Origin of the sequence: Peribacillus sp. YIM B13482 (assembly GCF_042787975.1) — a bacterium.
GTDB lineage: Bacteria > Bacillota > Bacilli > Bacillales > DSM-1321 > Peribacillus > Peribacillus simplex_A.
Map to the genome: position 1 here is coordinate 1 of NZ_JBHZPF010000032.1, position 17,103 is coordinate 17,103.

At 38.4% G+C, this 17,103-nt stretch carries 15 protein-coding genes and 1 pseudogene; 7 read left to right on the forward strand and 9 right to left on the reverse strand.

Annotation, left to right across the window (positions count from 1 at the left end; all coding sequences use genetic code 11):
- Positions 1 to 193 precede the first annotated feature (193 nt).
- The 3 genes from ACFX4L_RS15585 to ACFX4L_RS15595 form a co-directional block, all read right to left on the reverse strand.
- Positions 194 to 592: a DoxX family protein gene (locus ACFX4L_RS15585; RefSeq protein ID WP_377385034.1), complete on the reverse strand. Its 399-nt coding sequence runs from the start codon at positions 590 to 592 to the stop codon at positions 194 to 196.
- A gap of 157 nt (positions 593 to 749) precedes the next feature.
- A complete protein-coding gene (locus tag ACFX4L_RS15590) occupies positions 750 to 1,490 on the reverse strand; it encodes a polysaccharide deacetylase family protein (RefSeq protein WP_377385082.1) in 741 nt (246 codons plus the stop codon).
- A gap of 585 nt (positions 1,491 to 2,075) precedes the next feature.
- Entirely contained in the window at positions 2,076 to 2,249 is a 174-nt protein-coding gene (locus ACFX4L_RS15595; protein ID WP_076368851.1) for an aspartyl-phosphate phosphatase Spo0E family protein, read from the reverse strand.
- Between the two features lie 264 nt (positions 2,250 to 2,513).
- On the opposite strand from ACFX4L_RS15595, the gene ACFX4L_RS15600 reads away from it, so the two are divergent.
- The 6 genes from ACFX4L_RS15600 to ACFX4L_RS15625 all read left to right on the forward strand — a co-directional run bounded on the left by ACFX4L_RS15600 (position 2,514) and on the right by ACFX4L_RS15625 (position 9,489).
- On the forward strand, positions 2,514 to 3,221 hold the full coding sequence (locus tag ACFX4L_RS15600) for a cytochrome c biogenesis protein CcdA (protein WP_284471086.1): 708 nt from the start codon (positions 2,514 to 2,516) through the stop codon (positions 3,219 to 3,221).
- A 385-nt stretch (positions 3,222 to 3,606) separates the two neighbouring features.
- A complete protein-coding gene (locus tag ACFX4L_RS15605) occupies positions 3,607 to 4,083 on the forward strand; it encodes a CcdC family protein (RefSeq protein ID WP_377385037.1) in 477 nt (158 codons plus the stop codon).
- A 155-nt stretch (positions 4,084 to 4,238) separates the two neighbouring features.
- Positions 4,239 to 4,544, forward strand: a complete 306-nt coding sequence (locus tag ACFX4L_RS15610; protein WP_377385038.1) for a DUF3219 family protein — start codon at positions 4,239 to 4,241, stop codon at positions 4,542 to 4,544.
- A gap of 80 nt (positions 4,545 to 4,624) precedes the next feature.
- The gene (locus ACFX4L_RS15615) at positions 4,625 to 5,053 is read left to right on the forward strand and encodes a DUF2621 domain-containing protein (RefSeq protein WP_089363245.1); all 429 of its coding nucleotides are present in this window, start codon (positions 4,625 to 4,627) and stop codon (positions 5,051 to 5,053) included.
- 162 nt (positions 5,054 to 5,215) lie between these two features.
- The gene (locus ACFX4L_RS15620; RefSeq protein ID WP_377385040.1) at positions 5,216 to 6,361 is read left to right on the forward strand and encodes an exonuclease SbcCD subunit D; all 1,146 of its coding nucleotides are present in this window, start codon (positions 5,216 to 5,218) and stop codon (positions 6,359 to 6,361) included.
- Positions 6,358 to 9,489, forward strand: coding sequence for an AAA family ATPase (locus tag ACFX4L_RS15625; RefSeq protein ID WP_377405604.1), 3,132 nt, complete (start codon positions 6,358 to 6,360; stop codon positions 9,487 to 9,489). Before ACFX4L_RS15620 ends, ACFX4L_RS15625 begins: the two co-directional genes overlap by 4 nt.
- A 71-nt stretch (positions 9,490 to 9,560) precedes the next feature.
- Here ACFX4L_RS15625 and ACFX4L_RS15630 read toward each other — a convergent pair whose 3' ends face one another.
- From ACFX4L_RS15630 to ACFX4L_RS15640, 3 genes and pseudogenes are all read right to left on the reverse strand, one after another.
- Complete coding sequence (locus ACFX4L_RS15630) at positions 9,561 to 9,968, reverse strand: Hsp20/alpha crystallin family protein (protein WP_061462741.1); 408 nt, start codon at positions 9,966 to 9,968, stop codon at positions 9,561 to 9,563.
- 643 nt (positions 9,969 to 10,611) lie between these two features.
- Positions 10,612 to 10,859 (reverse strand): annotated as a pseudogene (locus ACFX4L_RS15635) (glutamate synthase); the annotation flags it as partial.
- A 57-nt stretch (positions 10,860 to 10,916) separates the two neighbouring features.
- Positions 10,917 to 11,663 (reverse strand): hypothetical protein, encoded by a 747-nt coding sequence (locus tag ACFX4L_RS15640; RefSeq protein ID WP_377405606.1) that lies wholly within the window; start codon positions 11,661 to 11,663, stop codon positions 10,917 to 10,919.
- 883 nt (positions 11,664 to 12,546) lie between these two features.
- On the opposite strand from ACFX4L_RS15640, the gene ACFX4L_RS15645 reads away from it, so the two are divergent.
- The gene (locus ACFX4L_RS15645; protein WP_377385046.1) at positions 12,547 to 13,113 is read left to right on the forward strand and encodes a hypothetical protein; all 567 of its coding nucleotides are present in this window, start codon (positions 12,547 to 12,549) and stop codon (positions 13,111 to 13,113) included.
- Between the two features lie 241 nt (positions 13,114 to 13,354).
- Here ACFX4L_RS15645 and ACFX4L_RS15650 read toward each other — a convergent pair whose 3' ends face one another.
- The 3 genes from ACFX4L_RS15650 to ACFX4L_RS15660 all read right to left on the reverse strand — a co-directional run bounded on the left by ACFX4L_RS15650 (position 13,355) and on the right by ACFX4L_RS15660 (position 16,958).
- Positions 13,355 to 13,558 (reverse strand): DUF554 family protein, encoded by a 204-nt coding sequence (locus ACFX4L_RS15650; RefSeq protein WP_377405608.1) that lies wholly within the window; start codon positions 13,556 to 13,558, stop codon positions 13,355 to 13,357.
- 305 nt (positions 13,559 to 13,863) lie between these two features.
- On the reverse strand, positions 13,864 to 15,297 hold the full coding sequence (locus ACFX4L_RS15655) for an aldehyde dehydrogenase family protein (RefSeq protein ID WP_377385048.1): 1,434 nt from the start codon (positions 15,295 to 15,297) through the stop codon (positions 13,864 to 13,866).
- A 26-nt stretch (positions 15,298 to 15,323) separates the two neighbouring features.
- Positions 15,324 to 16,958 (reverse strand): acetolactate synthase large subunit, encoded by a 1,635-nt coding sequence (locus ACFX4L_RS15660; RefSeq protein WP_284471077.1) that lies wholly within the window; start codon positions 16,956 to 16,958, stop codon positions 15,324 to 15,326.
- Positions 16,959 to 17,103: the final 145 nt, after the last annotated feature.

Consider the following 17,103-nt stretch of genomic DNA (forward strand, 5'->3'; position numbering starts at 1 on the left):
AACTCTAATGAATATTTTGTCATAAAAAATAGCACCTCCAATTGTTAGATAGTGTCTAACAATTGGGGTGCAGTTCATGATCAGGTCTTCTTTTTGTTGACATCCACTTCCCCTGCAAAGAGGATGCCGGGATGAAAAAAACACGGAGTGGGGCGAATCCACTCCATGTTTTCGTAATGATTAATTTTTCATCTTAAAATAGAAAGGTATCAAGTGAGTATGGTCCAGCTCCGGTTATCGCAACGCCAATCGCCACTGCAAGAATGGCAAGATTATATTCATACCCATTTTGAGTTGCCCAGTAGCCATTTGCTCCGTGGACTTTAACGATCGCAACGAGCATTGTAAGCGCAATTAATATACCTGCAAAGGGTGTAAGGAAACCTAAAGCAAATAAGGCTCCGCCAATAAGCTCTGATAGACCAGCGAATAGGGCCATGGTAACTCCTGGCTTCATCCCAATCGAGTCAAACCAGCCTCCAGTGCCTTTCAAGCCATGACCGCCAAACCATCCAAACAATTTTTGAGCCCCATGACCAACAAACGATAATCCGATTGCTAAACGTATAACTAATAAACCTATACCAATCATTTATGATTCCTCCTGGAATTTATATTGAATTTAGATATATTTAATTCGAGATTTATTTTTAAAAAAATATCGCAAATATTATCTCTAATTAAATTATCTTTAATTAAAGATAATATTTTTTGAGTGATTTGTCAAACATAAATTTAACTCTTATGGCTCATTCAACAGGAAAGGTTCTGAAAAAATCGGGTGAACTCACCTTGGAGCGAAACAATAAATCAGACACCGTAACACATTCATAGCCGTTTTTATATAAATAATCCAATGTCGATTCTAACGCCTCCACCGTTTGGGGACGGTCGCTCCAATCGTGCAGGAGAATGATATCGCCAGCTCGTAACGACTTAATGATATGATTGGAAATTTTATTTGGAGCAGGTCTTTTCCAGTCTTGGGGATCCTGATGCCAGGACCACAGTACAACCATATATCCTTTTTTTACAGCTGTATTGATGATTATATCGTTATAAAGTCCACCTACAGGACGATATAGCATAGGTTTGTATTTGGCAATATCCCAAATCACTTTAGCTGTTTTATCTAATTCAGAAGATAATAAATCAGCGGTCATATTTTTATCAAAATAATGATGATAGGTGTGATTGGCAATTTCATGACCTTCTTTTATTTCTCTCATTAAAATGCCAGGGTTACTTTTCACTTTATTACCAGAAACAAAAAAGGTAGCTTTGGCGTTATATTTAGCCAATATATCGAGGATTTGAGGTGTATACGAAGGATGTGGCCCGTCGTCGAAAGTTATGGCTACGATTTTTTCTTTCGTATTGCCCTCCCAAATAACATTACCTGTTTTTTCATATACCTCTCGACTTGAAGTAATGGCATGAATAATTGGAGTGTCAAATGATGAAAAAAGGATGAAAACTGATAAAGCCATAATTAAAGTCTTCAAACGAATGCCCTCCTGTACATGTATATAGGACATAGTATATGGAGTTCAATTTTATTTATTAAGGCGCCGGCCAAGAATAGGAGCCTGTTTAATATTGTTGATTGTAGGCGGAGGATGAAAAGGTTTAAAACTGTTTGTTACTTAAAGATATTTAAATAATGAACATTTGCAATTTGATTGTGTCCCTTTTATTGATGGTATTCAATTTAAGTTTTCCCTTTCATCGGCGTATATGAGGCTTTAAAACGCCATTTATTAAATAAATTCATATAGGATACCTTAGATGGATCCAATATTACCTGATAATCAATGTCAGTAATTCCATCATAGCTGGATTTCCTATTGTTCTTGTTGTGACAAACTATGAACCGACACAAGATGTTAATGTTGAAATGTGCATCCTTTTAATGAAAAACAGGCAGTGCGCCCGTAGCGTTTGCCTGTTTTTTATATAGAAAGAAAAGGTTATTCTTATGTATTCGAATGGAGAAAGAATCGAAAAAGGAGAGATTGACCGTTAAAATAAATCATATAATAACATGGGTGGTTATCAATGGGAGATGAACGGGATTAAAAACCTGTACCAGTTTTATAAAAAAGTTCATTATATTTATTTAATAATTGATCAAGTTGCTGGCTATATTCAACGGCAACATGGGAGTTTAAACCATCTTTAGCGACAATCTTGATAAGTTCATTTCTCTTTAATTCAATCTGTTCGAGAAATTCATTCTTTTTAGCCATTATATTTCCTTTCTGGCCCCAACATTTTTTCATGGTACCCTTTATTTATGTGTTCTGTTGTAAAATTTGTATGAATATAACAATTATATCGGCTCGGACTAATGAATTCAAATAAGTTAACTTAATGAAAATTAAGCTGTGGCCTCCTTCTCCTTTAAATGTTTGGCATTTAGTTGTCATTAAATATTCACAGTTCCATAAATGTATTTTTTTATCTTATTTGTTACAATGTTTATAGGTTGACATACATAGGAGTGAGCTCATTTGAATGATATTAATATGTTTTTAGCTTTTGGGGCGGGCTTCTTGAGTTTTATTTCGCCATGCTGCTTACCGCTCTATCCAGCCTTTTTATCTTATATCACTGGTATGAGTGTTGGTGAAATCAAATCCGAGAACGCCATGCTCCAAAGTAGAAGTATGCTGCATACTTTATTCTTCCTTCTTGGATTTTCTCTAGTTTTTATTGCAATTGGTTTTAGTACGACCTTTTTAGGTTCTGCTTTCTCGGATTACAAAGAATTGATTCGTCAGATTGGTGCGATCCTGATTATTATTTTTGGATTATTCATTGTAGGAATCTTTCAGCCGAAATCCTTGATGAAGGATAGTCGTTTTGAATTTAAAAACCGACCTAGCGGATATATAGGTTCGATTCTTATCGGACTTGCTTTTGCGGCTGGATGGACGCCTTGTGCTGGCCCACTATTGGGTGCTGTCATCTCTTTGGGTGCGACTAATTCTAGCGCTGCCATGAGTTATATGACTGCCTATATATTAGGCTTTGCCATCCCGTTTTTCATATTATCCTTCTTTGTCGGAAAATTGAAATGGATCAAAAAGTACAGCCAATACATCATGAAGATTGGCGGATATTTAATGATTGTAATGGGTGTGATTTTGTTTTTTAATTGGATGACCAAAATAATAGCAGTCCTGTCTAGACTATTCGGTGGCTTTACGGGGTTTTAGTCCATAATAAGTTATTTTTTCAAAATTATTCTAATGGGAGTTTCCTTGATTAGGTTTTATTGTGCTGTTCGAAATTTGATTCGACCTGGTGACGATGGATATTACCATGCCAATCATGAAGAAATTAAGAAGAAAATTTGGGCTGCAAAGGATATAATTATATTCTCGATGGGTCAGCAGAAAAATGGTGTTGAAGCTTGGGCGAAAGACTTTTATCGTCAAGCCTTTTGTCGAGAGCAGGGTATTAAATGCCATCAATAGGTCGCTAAATTAAAAACACGCTCCTTGTTTATCTCAAATAGGTAATATATACTTTGTTTATTCATTGAAGTCATATATAATTTTTAATGGTACTTACCTATTTTTAATTAAAAGGGATGGTTTGATGATATATTTATCAACAGGTATAGCGATTGTGATGGCTATGGGTGTTTTCATGTTACGGATGAAGGAAACGAAAAAACCAGTGAACGAAAAGAAAATCATCTTACCGCCGCTGTTTATGAGTACGGGTGTTTTGATGTTTATTTTTCCAATGTTCCGGGTCACTCGATACGAATTATTGGAGGCTCTTGTTGCAGGGATGTTGTTTTCCATCCTATTAATTAAAACATCCAAATTCGAAGTTAGAGATGAAAAAATTTATATCCTGCGCTCTAAAGCGTTTATATTCATATTGATTGGTCTCATGGTGATACGGCTGGTGGCGAAACTGATGCTGGGAAGCACGATTGAAGTCGGCGTCTTGAGTGGTATGTTTTTCTTACTTGCATTTGCTATGATCGTTCCATGGAGAATTGCCATGCTATATCAATACAAAAAAGTCAAAGCTGCCAGTTTAAGTGGAAGTAATATGGTGTGATACATGTAAAATAGGATCAAAGGGATAATCCAGGAAACCTGAGTCGATATCATAATGACTCAGGTTTTTTGAGCTTTTCAAGGCTGAATCATTGGCGCAGGAAGAACCCTAGTGATAACATGGCTTTAACCACATTTAAAGGAGATGTTGATAAAATGGTAGATGAGGTCATTTTAAATGATGTTCCACTGCATGTTACTGATTTTCTTACTGAAAATGTAAAGGATTCTGAAGGTAGAGAAATCAGAAAAGCCAGTTTTAATTTCAAGGTTACAAATAGTGAATATCATGATATTACAACACTGCTTTATCAAATGGTATTTGATTTAAAGATTCCTCAGTCAAACGAGGAATTTCGAGCAGAGATCTTTAACTATGCGACTTCGGTCACGAATCTTTATGAAGAAAATGCCGTAGGGGATTTTTCACTGGTCTTGCTGGAAGTGAACGATCCGGAATGATTACATTGCCAGTCTTGTAAAGATATGGGTTACTGTCTATAATAATAGTAACGATCATTCTATACATATGAGGTGGTACTTTGCTTAGTGGATGGTTTTTATGGTTTATTCTATTTTGGGTAGCCCTTTTAATTATTTTGATGAGCATAGGTGGCTTTTTCATGTTTCGAAAGTTCCTGAAAAGATTCCCCAAAGAAGACGGGAAATCCGATATGGATTGGGAAGAATACTATTTGGACCAAACAAAGCACTTATGGTCAAATCAACAAAAGGAATTACTCGAAGATTTAGTGAGCCCTGTACCGGAACTTTTTCGTGATGTTGCACGCCATAAAATTGCGGGGAAAATCGGAGAGTTGGCGTTAAAGGAAAAAGCGGGCGATATTACGGAAGATCTAGTGATACGCGGCTATATCATTGCCACACCAAAACGTGACCATAAATTTTTACAAAAAAAATTAGCTGAAAGAAAAGTGAATATGGGTCCATATGAACACTTATTCAGCTAATGATGAAAAGGGCAGACTCTTTTGAGTTTGCCTTTTTTTATTCTGAATAATTGAAAAGAATGGGACAGTGTGGTAATAATTAGAACGTTTGTACCCAAGCCATGCTATTCTTTAAATTTTTGATATAATAATAGTAAGTAAAAGTGAGGACGGAGTGAAACTATGAAATTTATCCATACGGCTGATTGGCATTTAGGGAAAATCGTACACGGGGTACATATGACAGATGACCAAAGGCATGCCCTTTTGCAATTCATAGAAATTGTTGAAGAAGAAAAACCTGATGCGGTTGTGATTGCCGGTGATCTTTATGATCGTTCGGTTCCACCGACTGAAGCTGTGGAGCTTCTTGATGAAATCCTTTATACGATTAATGTGAAAATGAATACACCAATCGTTGCAATATCGGGAAACCATGATTCTGCGGAAAGGCTTGCATTCGGTTCATCATGGTATCGTCATAGTCAGTTATACATTCATGGGAAATTGACAAAAATATTTGAGCCGGTTCGCATTAAGGGAGTGAATTTTTATTGTGTTCCATATGCAGAACCTGGAACGGTTCGCCATCTTTTTGAAGATGAAAGTATCCATTCCCATCAAGAAGCGATGAAGCGGATAACCGGAATGATTGCAGAGACTTTCAATAAGGATGAACCGAATGTCTTCGTAGGACATGCTTTTGTATTAGGCGGAAAAACGAGCGATTCAGAGCGAGTTTTGTCAGTAGGTGGTTCCGGATGTGTTTCATCAGACTTATTCGATGCGTTCGATTATACGGCACTTGGACATTTACATAGTCCTGACGCGATACGTCATCCTAAGGTGTTTTACTCTGGATCACTATTAAAATACTCTTTTTCTGAGGCCAAGCAAAATAAGTCGCTTTCCATTGTCGATATGCAAGAAGATGGTAGCTTCGATATACGCTATCGATCTTTGGCGCCCAAGCTGGATATGAGGGAAATATCCGGAACGATGGAAGAGTTACTAGATCCCGCTTTTTATCAATTGCAAAAAAAGGATGACTACTTGAAAATAACATTAAATGACGAGGGGTCACTCATCGATCCGATTAATCGTTTGCGCCAGATTTACCCGAATGTACTACATCTGGAACGAAAATGGGATTTGACCGACCTTAGAAGAAAAAAATCCTTCTCTTCTGTAAAAGATGAACGGAAATCAGAATTGGACCTGTTCGAAACGTTTTATCAAGAAATGACAGATCGGGACTTTGATTCTCAAAAGCAAGATTTGATGGTTTCGGTAATTGAAGCCGTGAAGAAAGAGGAGGCTTTGAAATGAGACCCCATATTTTAACGATGCAGGCATTCGGACCATATGCAGGGAGGGAAACCATCGATTTTAATTCCCTTGGAGAACGGACCATGTTTGTCATCTCGGGAAAGACAGGCGCAGGGAAAACAACGATATTTGATGGGATCAGTTTTGCGATTTATGGAAAAGCCAGTGGTGAAGACCGAAGCGGGCAAGATTTACGAAGTCAGTTTGCCGAAGATGATGTGATGACGGAAGTCTCGCTGCAATTTACCCTGCGTGGGAAAACGTATTGGGTGACCCGGTCACCGCAGCAGGAACGAAAGAAAAAAGCAGGAGAAGGAACGACAACGGTTGGAGCAAAGGCTGAATTATATGAGATATTGGCTGAAGGAAAAAAATTGCTTGGTGCGAATGTGCGTGAGGTTGAGGAAAAAATCAAATTACTCATTGGACTTGATGCCAATCAATTCCGGCAAATCCTGATGATTCCACAAAATGAATTCCGAAAACTGTTAACTTCCGACAGCAAAGATAAAGAACAGATTCTCCAAAAATTATTTCATACTGAACTTTATAAACGAATCGAAGAAAAATTAAAAGAAGAGGCTTCCATCCTTAGAAAGCAAAGTGAAAAAAGCGCTCAGAGGAGAATTGAATTAATGAAAGGCATCCAGCCTGGTAATCATGTAGAATTGCAGGCACAATTGGAAGCGGAAGTGCCTAACGAACAGCTGATCTTACCACTGTTACAGGAAGTCATTTTGGCAGCGGCAGAAAAAAAAGAGGATGTAAATAAACAAATACAGGAAAAGCAAAAAGCTCGTGATCAAGTAAATCAAGAGCTTTCAAAAGCGGCTGATTTAATCAATAGATTTTCGGAAAAAGAAAAACTTCGAAAAGAAAAGGAGAACCTTGAAGCAAAGCAGCCTGAAATGGAACTCGTGAAAGACCAAATTAAAATGGCACATAAAGCGGCTTCGCTTGAAAAGCAGGAACAATATTATTTGCGAATTGGCAAACAAGTCCAAGATGCGAATGCTGAACTTCAAAAGTTAAGTGTACAGGCCGAGAAATTACAGGCTGAACGCATTGAGAAGCAGGATTCCTATGAACAGGAAATGTTGAAGGAAAACCAGAGGGAGCAGGCCGTACGGAATGTTCATCAGCTTGAGCAGGTAAAAGAGGCTGTCATGACTTTTGCAAGCTTAAAAGCACAAGTTACGTTAGATGAAAAAGAGTGGCGAACTAGTAAAGGACTTCGAGAAAAAAATGTTTCGGAACATCTGGCAATCGAAGAGGAAGCAGAGAGAGTCACTCATGAAAAAACAGAAGTGGAAAAAGCGGCGGTTCTTCATCGTGAAAAGGAAATCGAAGCGGAAAGAAATGATCAATCGTTAATGAAAATAAAAAAGCTTCAAGAAGTTCTTTCCGAAGTTCAGAATACGAAGCGGGTTCTGGAAGAAAAGAATATTCGGTTCAAAGAGATTCAAAGAATTCAGATTCAGGAAAAGGAAAAACTGGAAGCCCTGAATCAAAACTGGCGATCAGGCCAAGCGGGTATGCTTGCGTCCATGCTGCACTCAGGGGAAAATTGTCCTGTGTGCGGTTCGCTAAGTCATCCAAAACCAGCGCAAATGCATGAGGATATGCCAACGGATATGGAACTGAAAGAGCAAGAAAACAGGCTGAAAACTGCAGAACAACAAAAAAGCCAAGCCGAAAGTGAATATTACCAAGCAAAATCAAAGTATGATGCACTGGCCGAGTCTTCAAAGGAAAAGATGATGGACTTACAAAATGACATGCCGGAGTTTAGGTTTGAAGACATTGATGATCATTTGAAACAGTTTATACAAAAAGGAAAAGTGCTGCAAGAGCAGTTAAAAGAATTGGTACGGAAAAAGTCATTATTTAATGATCTTGAAAGCAGGTTGCTGGAATTAAAAGCGAAAGCATCCCAGTTAAAGGAGAATCTTGCTTCTTTAGAAATTAAAGAGGACCAAGGGAAAACCAGGTATATTGAAAACTCTACAAAACTGACAGGTTTAACCGATTCCCTGCCAGACGGTATACGGACAGAGGAAGAATATAATGCAGCCTGCCAAATGGCTGTAAAAACGCAAAAACGCTTACAAATTGCTTTGGAAGATGCACAAAAAAACCTTCAAATGGTGAAAGAAAAAGAATCGGCAATCAATGCAAAAAAAGAATCCCTAAGTGGAAATATAGAGGCATTAAATCAAGAATTGAAAGAGGAACGGGAAAAGTTAATTACGGATATGACCAATCAAGGCTTTTCCAATTATAAAGAATATACAGCAGCCAAAAAGTCGGAAGCGGCTCTTGGGAGTTTAGAGGACCAAGTTATGCAGTATAATCAAAATTGGCAAAGTGTTTTAAGTCTGTTTCATGATTTGGAAATGAAGTTAAAAGATGTAGTCAAACCGGACCTTGAAGGATTGAAAAAGACATTTGATTTCATAGATGCAGAATTGGAGTCGCTACGCCAAAATCAGAATGAATTACATGCCGAAAAACGGACTAATGAAGAAATCGAAAGGAAATTGGCGCATATCAGGGAAGATCAGAAAAATCTGGATGAAAGGTACAGTATCGTCGGTCATCTGTCTGAGATTTCCAAAGGTCAAAACTCCTTCAAAATAACTTTTGAACGGTATGTATTGGCAGCCTTTTTGGATGATATCCTAAAAGAAGCCAATTCAAGATTACTGAAAATGACAAGCGGCAGATATCAGCTGCTGCGAAAGCTGGATCCTACACGCAGGAATATCCAGAGCGGTCTGGAGTTATCCGTGTATGACCAATATACAGGACAGGAGAGGCATGTCAAAACCCTTTCGGGAGGAGAGAGCTTTAAGGCATCCCTTGCACTTGCTTTGGGTCTTGCGGATGTCGTCCAGCAGAATGCAGGCGGGATCTCACTCGAAACGATGTTCATCGATGAAGGTTTCGGTACCCTCGACCCTGAATCTCTTGATCATGCGATTGAAGCATTAATGGATATACAAAGCACCGGGAGATTAGTCGGGATAATTTCTCATGTTCCAGAATTAAAAGAAAGAATAGATGCCCAGCTCCAAGTCATCTCGACACAGAAAGGGAGTCGTACGTCCTTCTATTTTGCTGGATAAATCAAGAAAAAAAGAATGGCTAAGGAGTGAATGTGGCTCCTATGCCATTCTTTTTAATTTTTAGGAATGAACTACTCTATGTTAATATCATCAGCTGTTTTTCCGGGGGAAAACTTATGGATGCGAATCACCAATATTGGATTTGAGAATTCAGCGGTAATTCTTCGTGAGCAAATCGAAAAGGGGAAAGGGATTTTTCTCTGTGTGGGTATTGTATCCGCTTTTTTTTCAAGTAATGGCTTATGAGTATCATCAACGATGATCGATAGCTCATTATCACGTAAACAAACTTTAATATCTTTCACATCATGATTTTCCAAAACCGCTTCCACCATATACTCATCGTCACTTTCGTATATATCAATTGAAAAAAGTTGATGATCCAACGCACAAGTTTCCGGATCCAGAAAAAACTTTTTTACCCATTCATCAAACTTTTCAACCTCATTCATTTGCAATCCATGTTGATTGTCTTGCATGTTGATACCCCCGGTTTTCCTTTGTTGTATTATATGTTGAATTATGAATGTGGTGATTGATAAAGTGAAAATGGATGATGGAAATATACAGGAAAACGTGGTTCAAAAAATGCAGGAATCAATGTATAAAAAGTATCCAACGATTTTTAGAAAAGTAACCAAAGCACAGGAACGAGGGCTGTGTGTGTATTAACGGGAATCATAAAGTAGAAGGAAGCTAACAGTGATGACCAATTCTAAATGAGCTGGTCATCTCTTTATTTACATGATCATTTTGATCTATAACGCGTCACCTCCATCTTAATATTCAAAACTAGGCTTTACTGCTGTCGAAATGAACAAGCTCAATCCTTGTTAGTACCGTTATAAATATCATAAGGAATGTAATTTTTAAATAACTCACCGCCGCCTCGTATTGGAATCTTAATGAAGAAAATACGCCCTCTTATCACTTCCCGAAATAGTGGAAATTGCTGTTGTTGCTGTAAAGGCGCCATAACCCAAAAAGACGCTCTTTAAAGCGCCCGATTGCTTACATTTAATGATTGAAAGAGATCACGATATTTGTAGATTAGCTTTTCATAGGATGTCGACTTCTTACTCTTTTTCTTCTGATTGGTCAAAATAGCAAACCTTACTTTAGGTTGAAAAAGGTGGAGGGGGGCGCTATTAATTGATCAAAGAAGTGTGGAAACAATTCCTCAATTGCTGCTTCTCCTCCTTTTAATAAAACATGAGGATGGTAGCTTTATGGCACTCTTTTGCCTAGCGGCTTTTCCCGTCCATCTTTCACCTGCTTCCAAGATGATTAATTCTCGAAAAGTATGTGATAGGGCTTGGCAGCTGTTTCCCTGCGATGCTTCCTCCGATAATTATTGCTTTCTCCAATATGATTCGTCCCCCAATCCCGCTGCAAGTATTCGTGTTCTCTCGATAAAACTACTTTCCTTATAGGTGAACATCAAATGAAGTCCCATCCACCAATAATTCGTGAGACTCACCATCTGCTATATCGTCGGTAGTGAATGAAAAGGACTTGAGCCCTTCGATTTTTTCTTCGGAATCGACTAATAAGCCAATTGTGCCTTTTCTTGTTTCTCCTGGTTGGTAATCTAATCGACTTACTTTTTTTGTCCCCATAAAAGTATCCCCGGAGTGGATGAAATTTTTAGAAGGCACATTATATGTAAGGTCATCATTGAAAGTAACATGTTCCATGCTGAAGAACTGCAGTTCCTTGGGCCCTTTATTTTCCACAGAATAAGTTATTTCAAGATAAGTTACCTCTTTGCCAATATCCGTTTTAGACCAGGCAGACTGCTGATCGATTTCCTCCATGGTTAAATTCTCTTTATAGTATATCGAATAGGCTTCTTCAAAACTCAATCCCGTATAGGATTTGAGCTCCTCCTTTACTTCATCTGTGAGTGAAGAAAATTGAATCATGCGGATATCCTTGACTGTGATGGCCATGGGAGCCAATTCAAATGACTCATTTATATACTTTGTTTCTAGTAATGTGAGTGTTCCCCAATCTTTTTGGCGGACCTTATCGCCGACTCTTTCAAGATGGGTCCCGCCATATTCCTGTACCTCAGGAATTTTGGACTCCTTGGCTTCTGCATTTTTCCGTTTTTCGGTTTTATTATCGCTGCCGAAATAATTGAAGGCTATAACACTTGAAAAAATAAGCAATAATCCAGCAATTATTGAAATGGTCCATCTTTTACGAATATTTGATCACTCCTTAAACTATCGATGTCATAAACTATAATATACCTTTTTTTCACAAATGAAGGAAGAACACCCATCTTGTTGCCGAAAATCGATATAGTTTGCATAGAAAATTTAACTGCATTCATGTTGCTATATAATTATTTCTCTTTTTATTAAGGCATTATTCTTTAATTAGACTACTGGGGCGTTATATCTTTTTATCAAAAGCGAAAACAATGTAAAAAGGAGAGAAAAACCAACAAGGGGCTTTTTGAGATAAGTAGGGGACATAACGGGCCATCTTCTTAGCGGAAGCAAAAGTCTTCATGAGCAACGGCTTTATTAATCTATGCGTAAACTTGCCGATCAGGAACTATTCTTCCCGTGCCGTCAGCGATTTTAGGCTTTTTTTTGGAGGAATCCGGATTCCAGGGCATCTGACGTCAAGATGGTCTGGCACAACATAATCTGGTGGAAAAAAAAAGAAAAAAGCCGTGGCTATTCATCTGGGGTACAATGGTCTTTCTGTCTTGATCTCTCCATCCTTGGTGTGTTTTCGCGAGATTTCTCAGCTATAGTACAAGCGATTTTATATTAAAGTCATATCATATTACAAGGGAAAATCCTGAGAAACTGAGGACATGCTAGGTAATGGATCAATGGATGATGAAAATGGCTTAGAAACGAACAAATAGAAAGGTCTTTACTTCCTGGATTTAATTTTTGCTTTGAGTTTCCAATATAAACAGCCAGAACTAAATCTTTTGTTTATTATTGATTCTTCTATGTACTTGTTTTTTCATCTACCTGGAAATCCATCTCTTTAGTCACAAATTTTTTAAAAAAAGGAGACGTATATGGAATGTGGCCAATTAACAATGGTAAGGAAAGGATACATCAGCCGAATAAAAGTAAAATGCTGTCCCAGCAAGAGATAAAAGCCATTGAGTCTTGGATATCTCAAATGTGGACATACCAATTTTATAAAACCGCAAGACAAATAGTGTTTACTGCTAGTAAAACGCTAAAAATCAAGCATAAAATGATTGGGTATGGTTTAAACCGAGTTGTCTATGATTTAAATAATGGCTATATATTAAAAATTGCATTATCAGAAGTAGGCTTAATAAGCAATGCAAATGAGGCCTATATATATAATAACTGTAAGAAGGAAGTCAAAAAGTATCTATGTCCGGTTAAAGAGTATGGGATGGGCTGGGTTATCATGAAGAAGGTGGACACGCAAGTGTCAATCATGGAATATACGAAACTGATCAAGTTGGAATTGAAATTCCTGAGGTACGGTATCATTCCAATAGATTTGCGTTTAGATAATGTCGGATTTACTAAGAATAATAAAATGGTTGTCATTGATTACGGTCTATTCACCATGGATCTCATAAGTCCTATGCTGCGAAGGTTAGTTTGATGATGTTTTATCCAATTTTTTGAGAATCCAAATCAATTAATCCCAATGTGAATAATAGAAATTTAATTTACAAATTTAACCTATTTGAACCATTTCACCGCGAGCATATTAATGGGTATTAAATATATTTAGGTAAAGACCTCGCTAGAATATTCAAATTGAAAGTTTTCACAAAGAAGTGGTGGTCAAAGAAGGATTGGGTAATTAGAATTTGGGTAATAATCTTAAAAGCTTCACGAATTTACTTAATTCCTAACATATTTTCACCAATAACAAAGTTGAGTGCTCCACATGTAGCGGTTAGTTCTGCAAGTAAAGGTTCTGACAAGTATTTTTTAATTACATTTGGATAGATTATTTCACCTTGGTAGAGAAACATTTCGGAAAAGGTTACGCCAACACCTAAAGTACTAGCTAAAACCATGCTAGTAAAACCATCAATCATTAAAAAAGTCGTTACCCTTCAAACCCATGTCAAGACAATGAATTTCCTATTACCAAGCATATAAAACCACCTTAATCAAGTATTCATCTGAAAGGTGGTTTTGTTATGCCATTCTTAACCATTTTGTGACCTATGTTTTCTAAATAAGGTAGTTCATTTTAAACTATAGCTAAATTGAATTTTCTTAGGTTCCATACAGTGAAAATGGAGAAAGTTGACTTATCAAGTTGTACCAACAAATGCCCGCTTGCAATTCCGGTCGAGCGATTCGTGCCGATACAAACAAGCACTAAAGGGTCTTGCTATCATTCGTCCCTTATTTTAAAGCTAATAAACTTCTGTTCCATCATTTCATTCATCGCATATTTGACGCCTTCTCGACCAACACCGCTGTCCTTCCAGCCGCCATAAGGCATATTATCAATCCGATAAGTTGGGATATCATTGATGACGACTCCACCTGTTTCCAAGCGTTCTGCCGCATAGAAAGCACGTTCTATACTTGGTGTCATCACTCCTGAGTTCAATCCGTAACGTGAATCGTTTGCATCCTTGATGGCATCATCCAGCGTTTCGAATGGGAAAATACAGACGATCGGACCAAATACTTCGAAACGAAATACCTTTGAGTCACGATTTACATTGGTTAAGACGGTAGGCACTAGTACATTGCCTTCCACTGTACCGCCGCACTCGATTTTTGCTCCTTCCTGTACTGCCTCGTCAATCCAACTTTGTAACCGCTCCAATTCTTTTTTTGAAATAACCGCTGTAATATTTGTATTTTCCTCCAGGGGGGAACCGATGACAAGCTGTTTTGTTGCACTGACGAATCGTTCTAAAAATTGTTGGTATAGTGATTTGTGGACATAAATTCTTTGGATCGAGATGCACACCTGCCCATTATTCGTAAATGAACCCATCACACTTCGTTGAATAATTTTATCGATGTCGACTCCTTCATCAATGATGAAAGGCGAATTGGATCCGAGTTCAAGGGTAAGCTTACGGAAGCCTGCCTGCTGCTGGATAAGGTGTCCGACCTCTACACTGCCTGTGAAAGTCACTTTTTTTACATGTGGATGGGTTGTCAACGCTTCACTTAAAACATCTCCCTTACCCGGAATGATGTTCAAAACTCCCTCCGGAAGCCCTGCTTCTTGAAAGATATCGGCAAGAACCAGTGCACTCAAAGGGGTTTGTTCGGCAGGTTTTAACACGATCGAATTACCAGCCGCAATAGCTGGACCAACTTTATGGGCGACAAGATTAAATGGAAAGTTAAATGGGGTAATTGCCGTTACGACGCCAATCGGGGTACGAATTGTGAAGCCAAAACGGTTTACCCCACCCACTGCTGCATCCATCGGAATTTGTTCCCCATAATTGTTCTTTGCCGCTTCTGCAGCAAAACGATAGGTCTGAACCGTACGATTCATTTCCTCACGAGCATTTCGAATCGTTTTCGCCGCCTCTAGAGAAACGATTTTCGCAAGCTCTTCACTGCGTTCTTCCATGATTGCTGCAGCTTTCACTAAAATTTCGGCTCGAGCATGCGCCGGGTAGGATCGGTATTTCTGAAAAGCTGCATTTGCCTCAACTATTGCTTCAATGGCATCCGCAGGCTCAGCCTGTCCGATTTGTGCAATTTCTTCATTTGAATGGGGATTAAATAACGGCTCATACGATTTAGCTTCCCGCCATTTACCACCAATCCACAATTGCCACTTTTTCTTCATCTGACATTCCTCCAATACTACATGTTTTATAATTTACAAATATAATCACCCAGTGTTTTCGAGAGCTTTACATTTTCCGAATAATCGACATCCACATCAATCAAGACAATTTCCTGACTCGAAATCGCTTCTTCTAATGCATGAAGCAATTCATCGGAATGGGTTACTTTCACTCCTTTAACACCAAAACTTTTTGCGAAGCTTAAAAAGTCTGGGTCGGTAAATTCAATCGCATTCGTACGATCAAATTTATTCAATTGCTTCCACTCAATTAGGCCGTATTTTGAATCATGGAAAATGACTATCACGAAGGCAAGGCCCAGACGTTTTGCAGTTGCCAATTCAACCCCATTCATTAGAAATCCGCCATCCCCTGTAACCGCAATGACAGGTTTATCAGGTTTTGCCAGTTTTGCCGCAATCGCACCGGGAATGGCAATCCCCATCGATGCAAAACCATTAGAAATGATAGTGTGATTAGGCTTTTCCGGTTGATACATCCGGGCCATCCATAATTTATGTGCACCCACATCAGAAATGACAATGGCATTTCCCTTTTCCGCCTTTTTCAAATCAGCGATAATCCGCTGAGGGATGATAGGGCTTCCTGATACATCATCTGAAGAATGAAATTTTTCAATAATTTGAGACCTTAATCTTTTCACTTCTGGCCAAAGCTCTTTTTTAACTACATCAGTGGTCAAGGCTTCAAGTGACTCTGTTACGTTCCCGACCAATTCAGCTTGAACGGGGTAATAAGCATCAACCTCAGCCGGTCGAGCATCAATATGAATAATCTGATTCATTGCCTCATCGTTCCAATACTTTGGCAAATATTCGACGAAATCATAGCCGACGGTGATAATAAGATCGGCTAAATCAAACCCGCATAGAACATAATCCCTTGCTTGCATCCCTACTGTAAAAAGGGTCAACGGATGGTTAGAAGGTAAAACTCCTTTGGCCATGAACGAATTCACAACAGGAATTTGTTTCTCTTCAGCAAATTTACGTAAGGACTCCGTAGCTCCATCGCGGATTACGCCATTACCAGCTAGAATAATAGGCTTTTTAGCGCGATTTATTAATTCTACAGCTTTTTTGATTTCTCCTTCGGCTGGATTGGATCTAGGCATTGGTGTAACCGGAAGTGGCTCACCTTCTGTATCCATCATTGCCACATCTTCCGGGAGCTCGATATGAACAGCACCCGGCTTTTCAATGACTGCAGTCTTAAATGCTTTACGGATAATTTCCGGAATCGTATGAGGCACCTTAATTTGTTGATTCCATTTCGTTACTTCCTTAAAAACTCCAATAATGTCCACATATTGATGCGACTCCTTATGAATTCGATCAAGCCCCGCCTGACCAGTAATCGCAACAACAGGGGAATAATCCAGATAAGCACTTCCTATCCCTGTTAATAAATTGGTTGCACCCGGTCCCAATGTACTCAAACAAACGCCAGGCTTTCCAGTTAGCCGCCCATAGATGTCTGCCATAAATGCTGCAGCTTGTTCATGGTGGACTAAGATAAATTTAATATCAGAGCTTATTAGAGAATCAACAAGATCCGTATTTTCCTCACCAGGTATCCCGAAAATATACTGAACACCTTCATTCTCTAAACATCTTATAAACAAATCAGATGCCTTCATACTATTCCCTCCTCGACCATTGATTTCTTCCCTATATGTTGGCTTTGCCTACATGAAATTATGTAATTGAGTATTAAAAATCTTTTCAATAATATTCGCTCCCTTGTATAAAGAGATTCAAGTTAGAGTAAATTAAATACAATAT

Coding starts and splice junctions, on each gene's coding strand:
- ACFX4L_RS15645 (WP_377385046.1), top strand. CDS start 12,547: ATGTGGCCAATTAACAATGGTAAGGAAAGGATACATCAGCCGAATAAA.
- ACFX4L_RS15630 (WP_061462741.1), bottom strand. CDS start 9,968: ATGCAAGACAATCAACATGGATTGCAAATGAATGAGGTTGAAAAGTTT.
- ACFX4L_RS15610 (WP_377385038.1), top strand. CDS start 4,239: ATGGTAGATGAGGTCATTTTAAATGATGTTCCACTGCATGTTACTGAT.
- ACFX4L_RS15620 (WP_377385040.1), top strand. CDS start 5,216: ATGAAATTTATCCATACGGCTGATTGGCATTTAGGGAAAATCGTACAC.
- ACFX4L_RS15605 (WP_377385037.1), top strand. CDS start 3,607: ATGATATATTTATCAACAGGTATAGCGATTGTGATGGCTATGGGTGTT.
- ACFX4L_RS15650 (WP_377405608.1), bottom strand. CDS start 13,558: ATGATTGATGGTTTTACTAGCATGGTTTTAGCTAGTACTTTAGGTGTT.
- ACFX4L_RS15660 (WP_284471077.1), bottom strand. CDS start 16,958: ATGAAGGCATCTGATTTGTTTATAAGATGTTTAGAGAATGAAGGTGTT.
- ACFX4L_RS15590 (WP_377385082.1), bottom strand. CDS start 1,490: ATGGCTTTATCAGTTTTCATCCTTTTTTCATCATTTGACACTCCAATT.
- ACFX4L_RS15595 (WP_076368851.1), bottom strand. CDS start 2,249: ATGGCTAAAAAGAATGAATTTCTCGAACAGATTGAATTAAAGAGAAAT.
- ACFX4L_RS15655 (WP_377385048.1), bottom strand. CDS start 15,297: ATGAAGAAAAAGTGGCAATTGTGGATTGGTGGTAAATGGCGGGAAGCT.
- ACFX4L_RS15585 (WP_377385034.1), bottom strand. CDS start 592: ATGATTGGTATAGGTTTATTAGTTATACGTTTAGCAATCGGATTATCG.
- ACFX4L_RS15625 (WP_377405604.1), top strand. CDS start 6,358: ATGAGACCCCATATTTTAACGATGCAGGCATTCGGACCATATGCAGGG.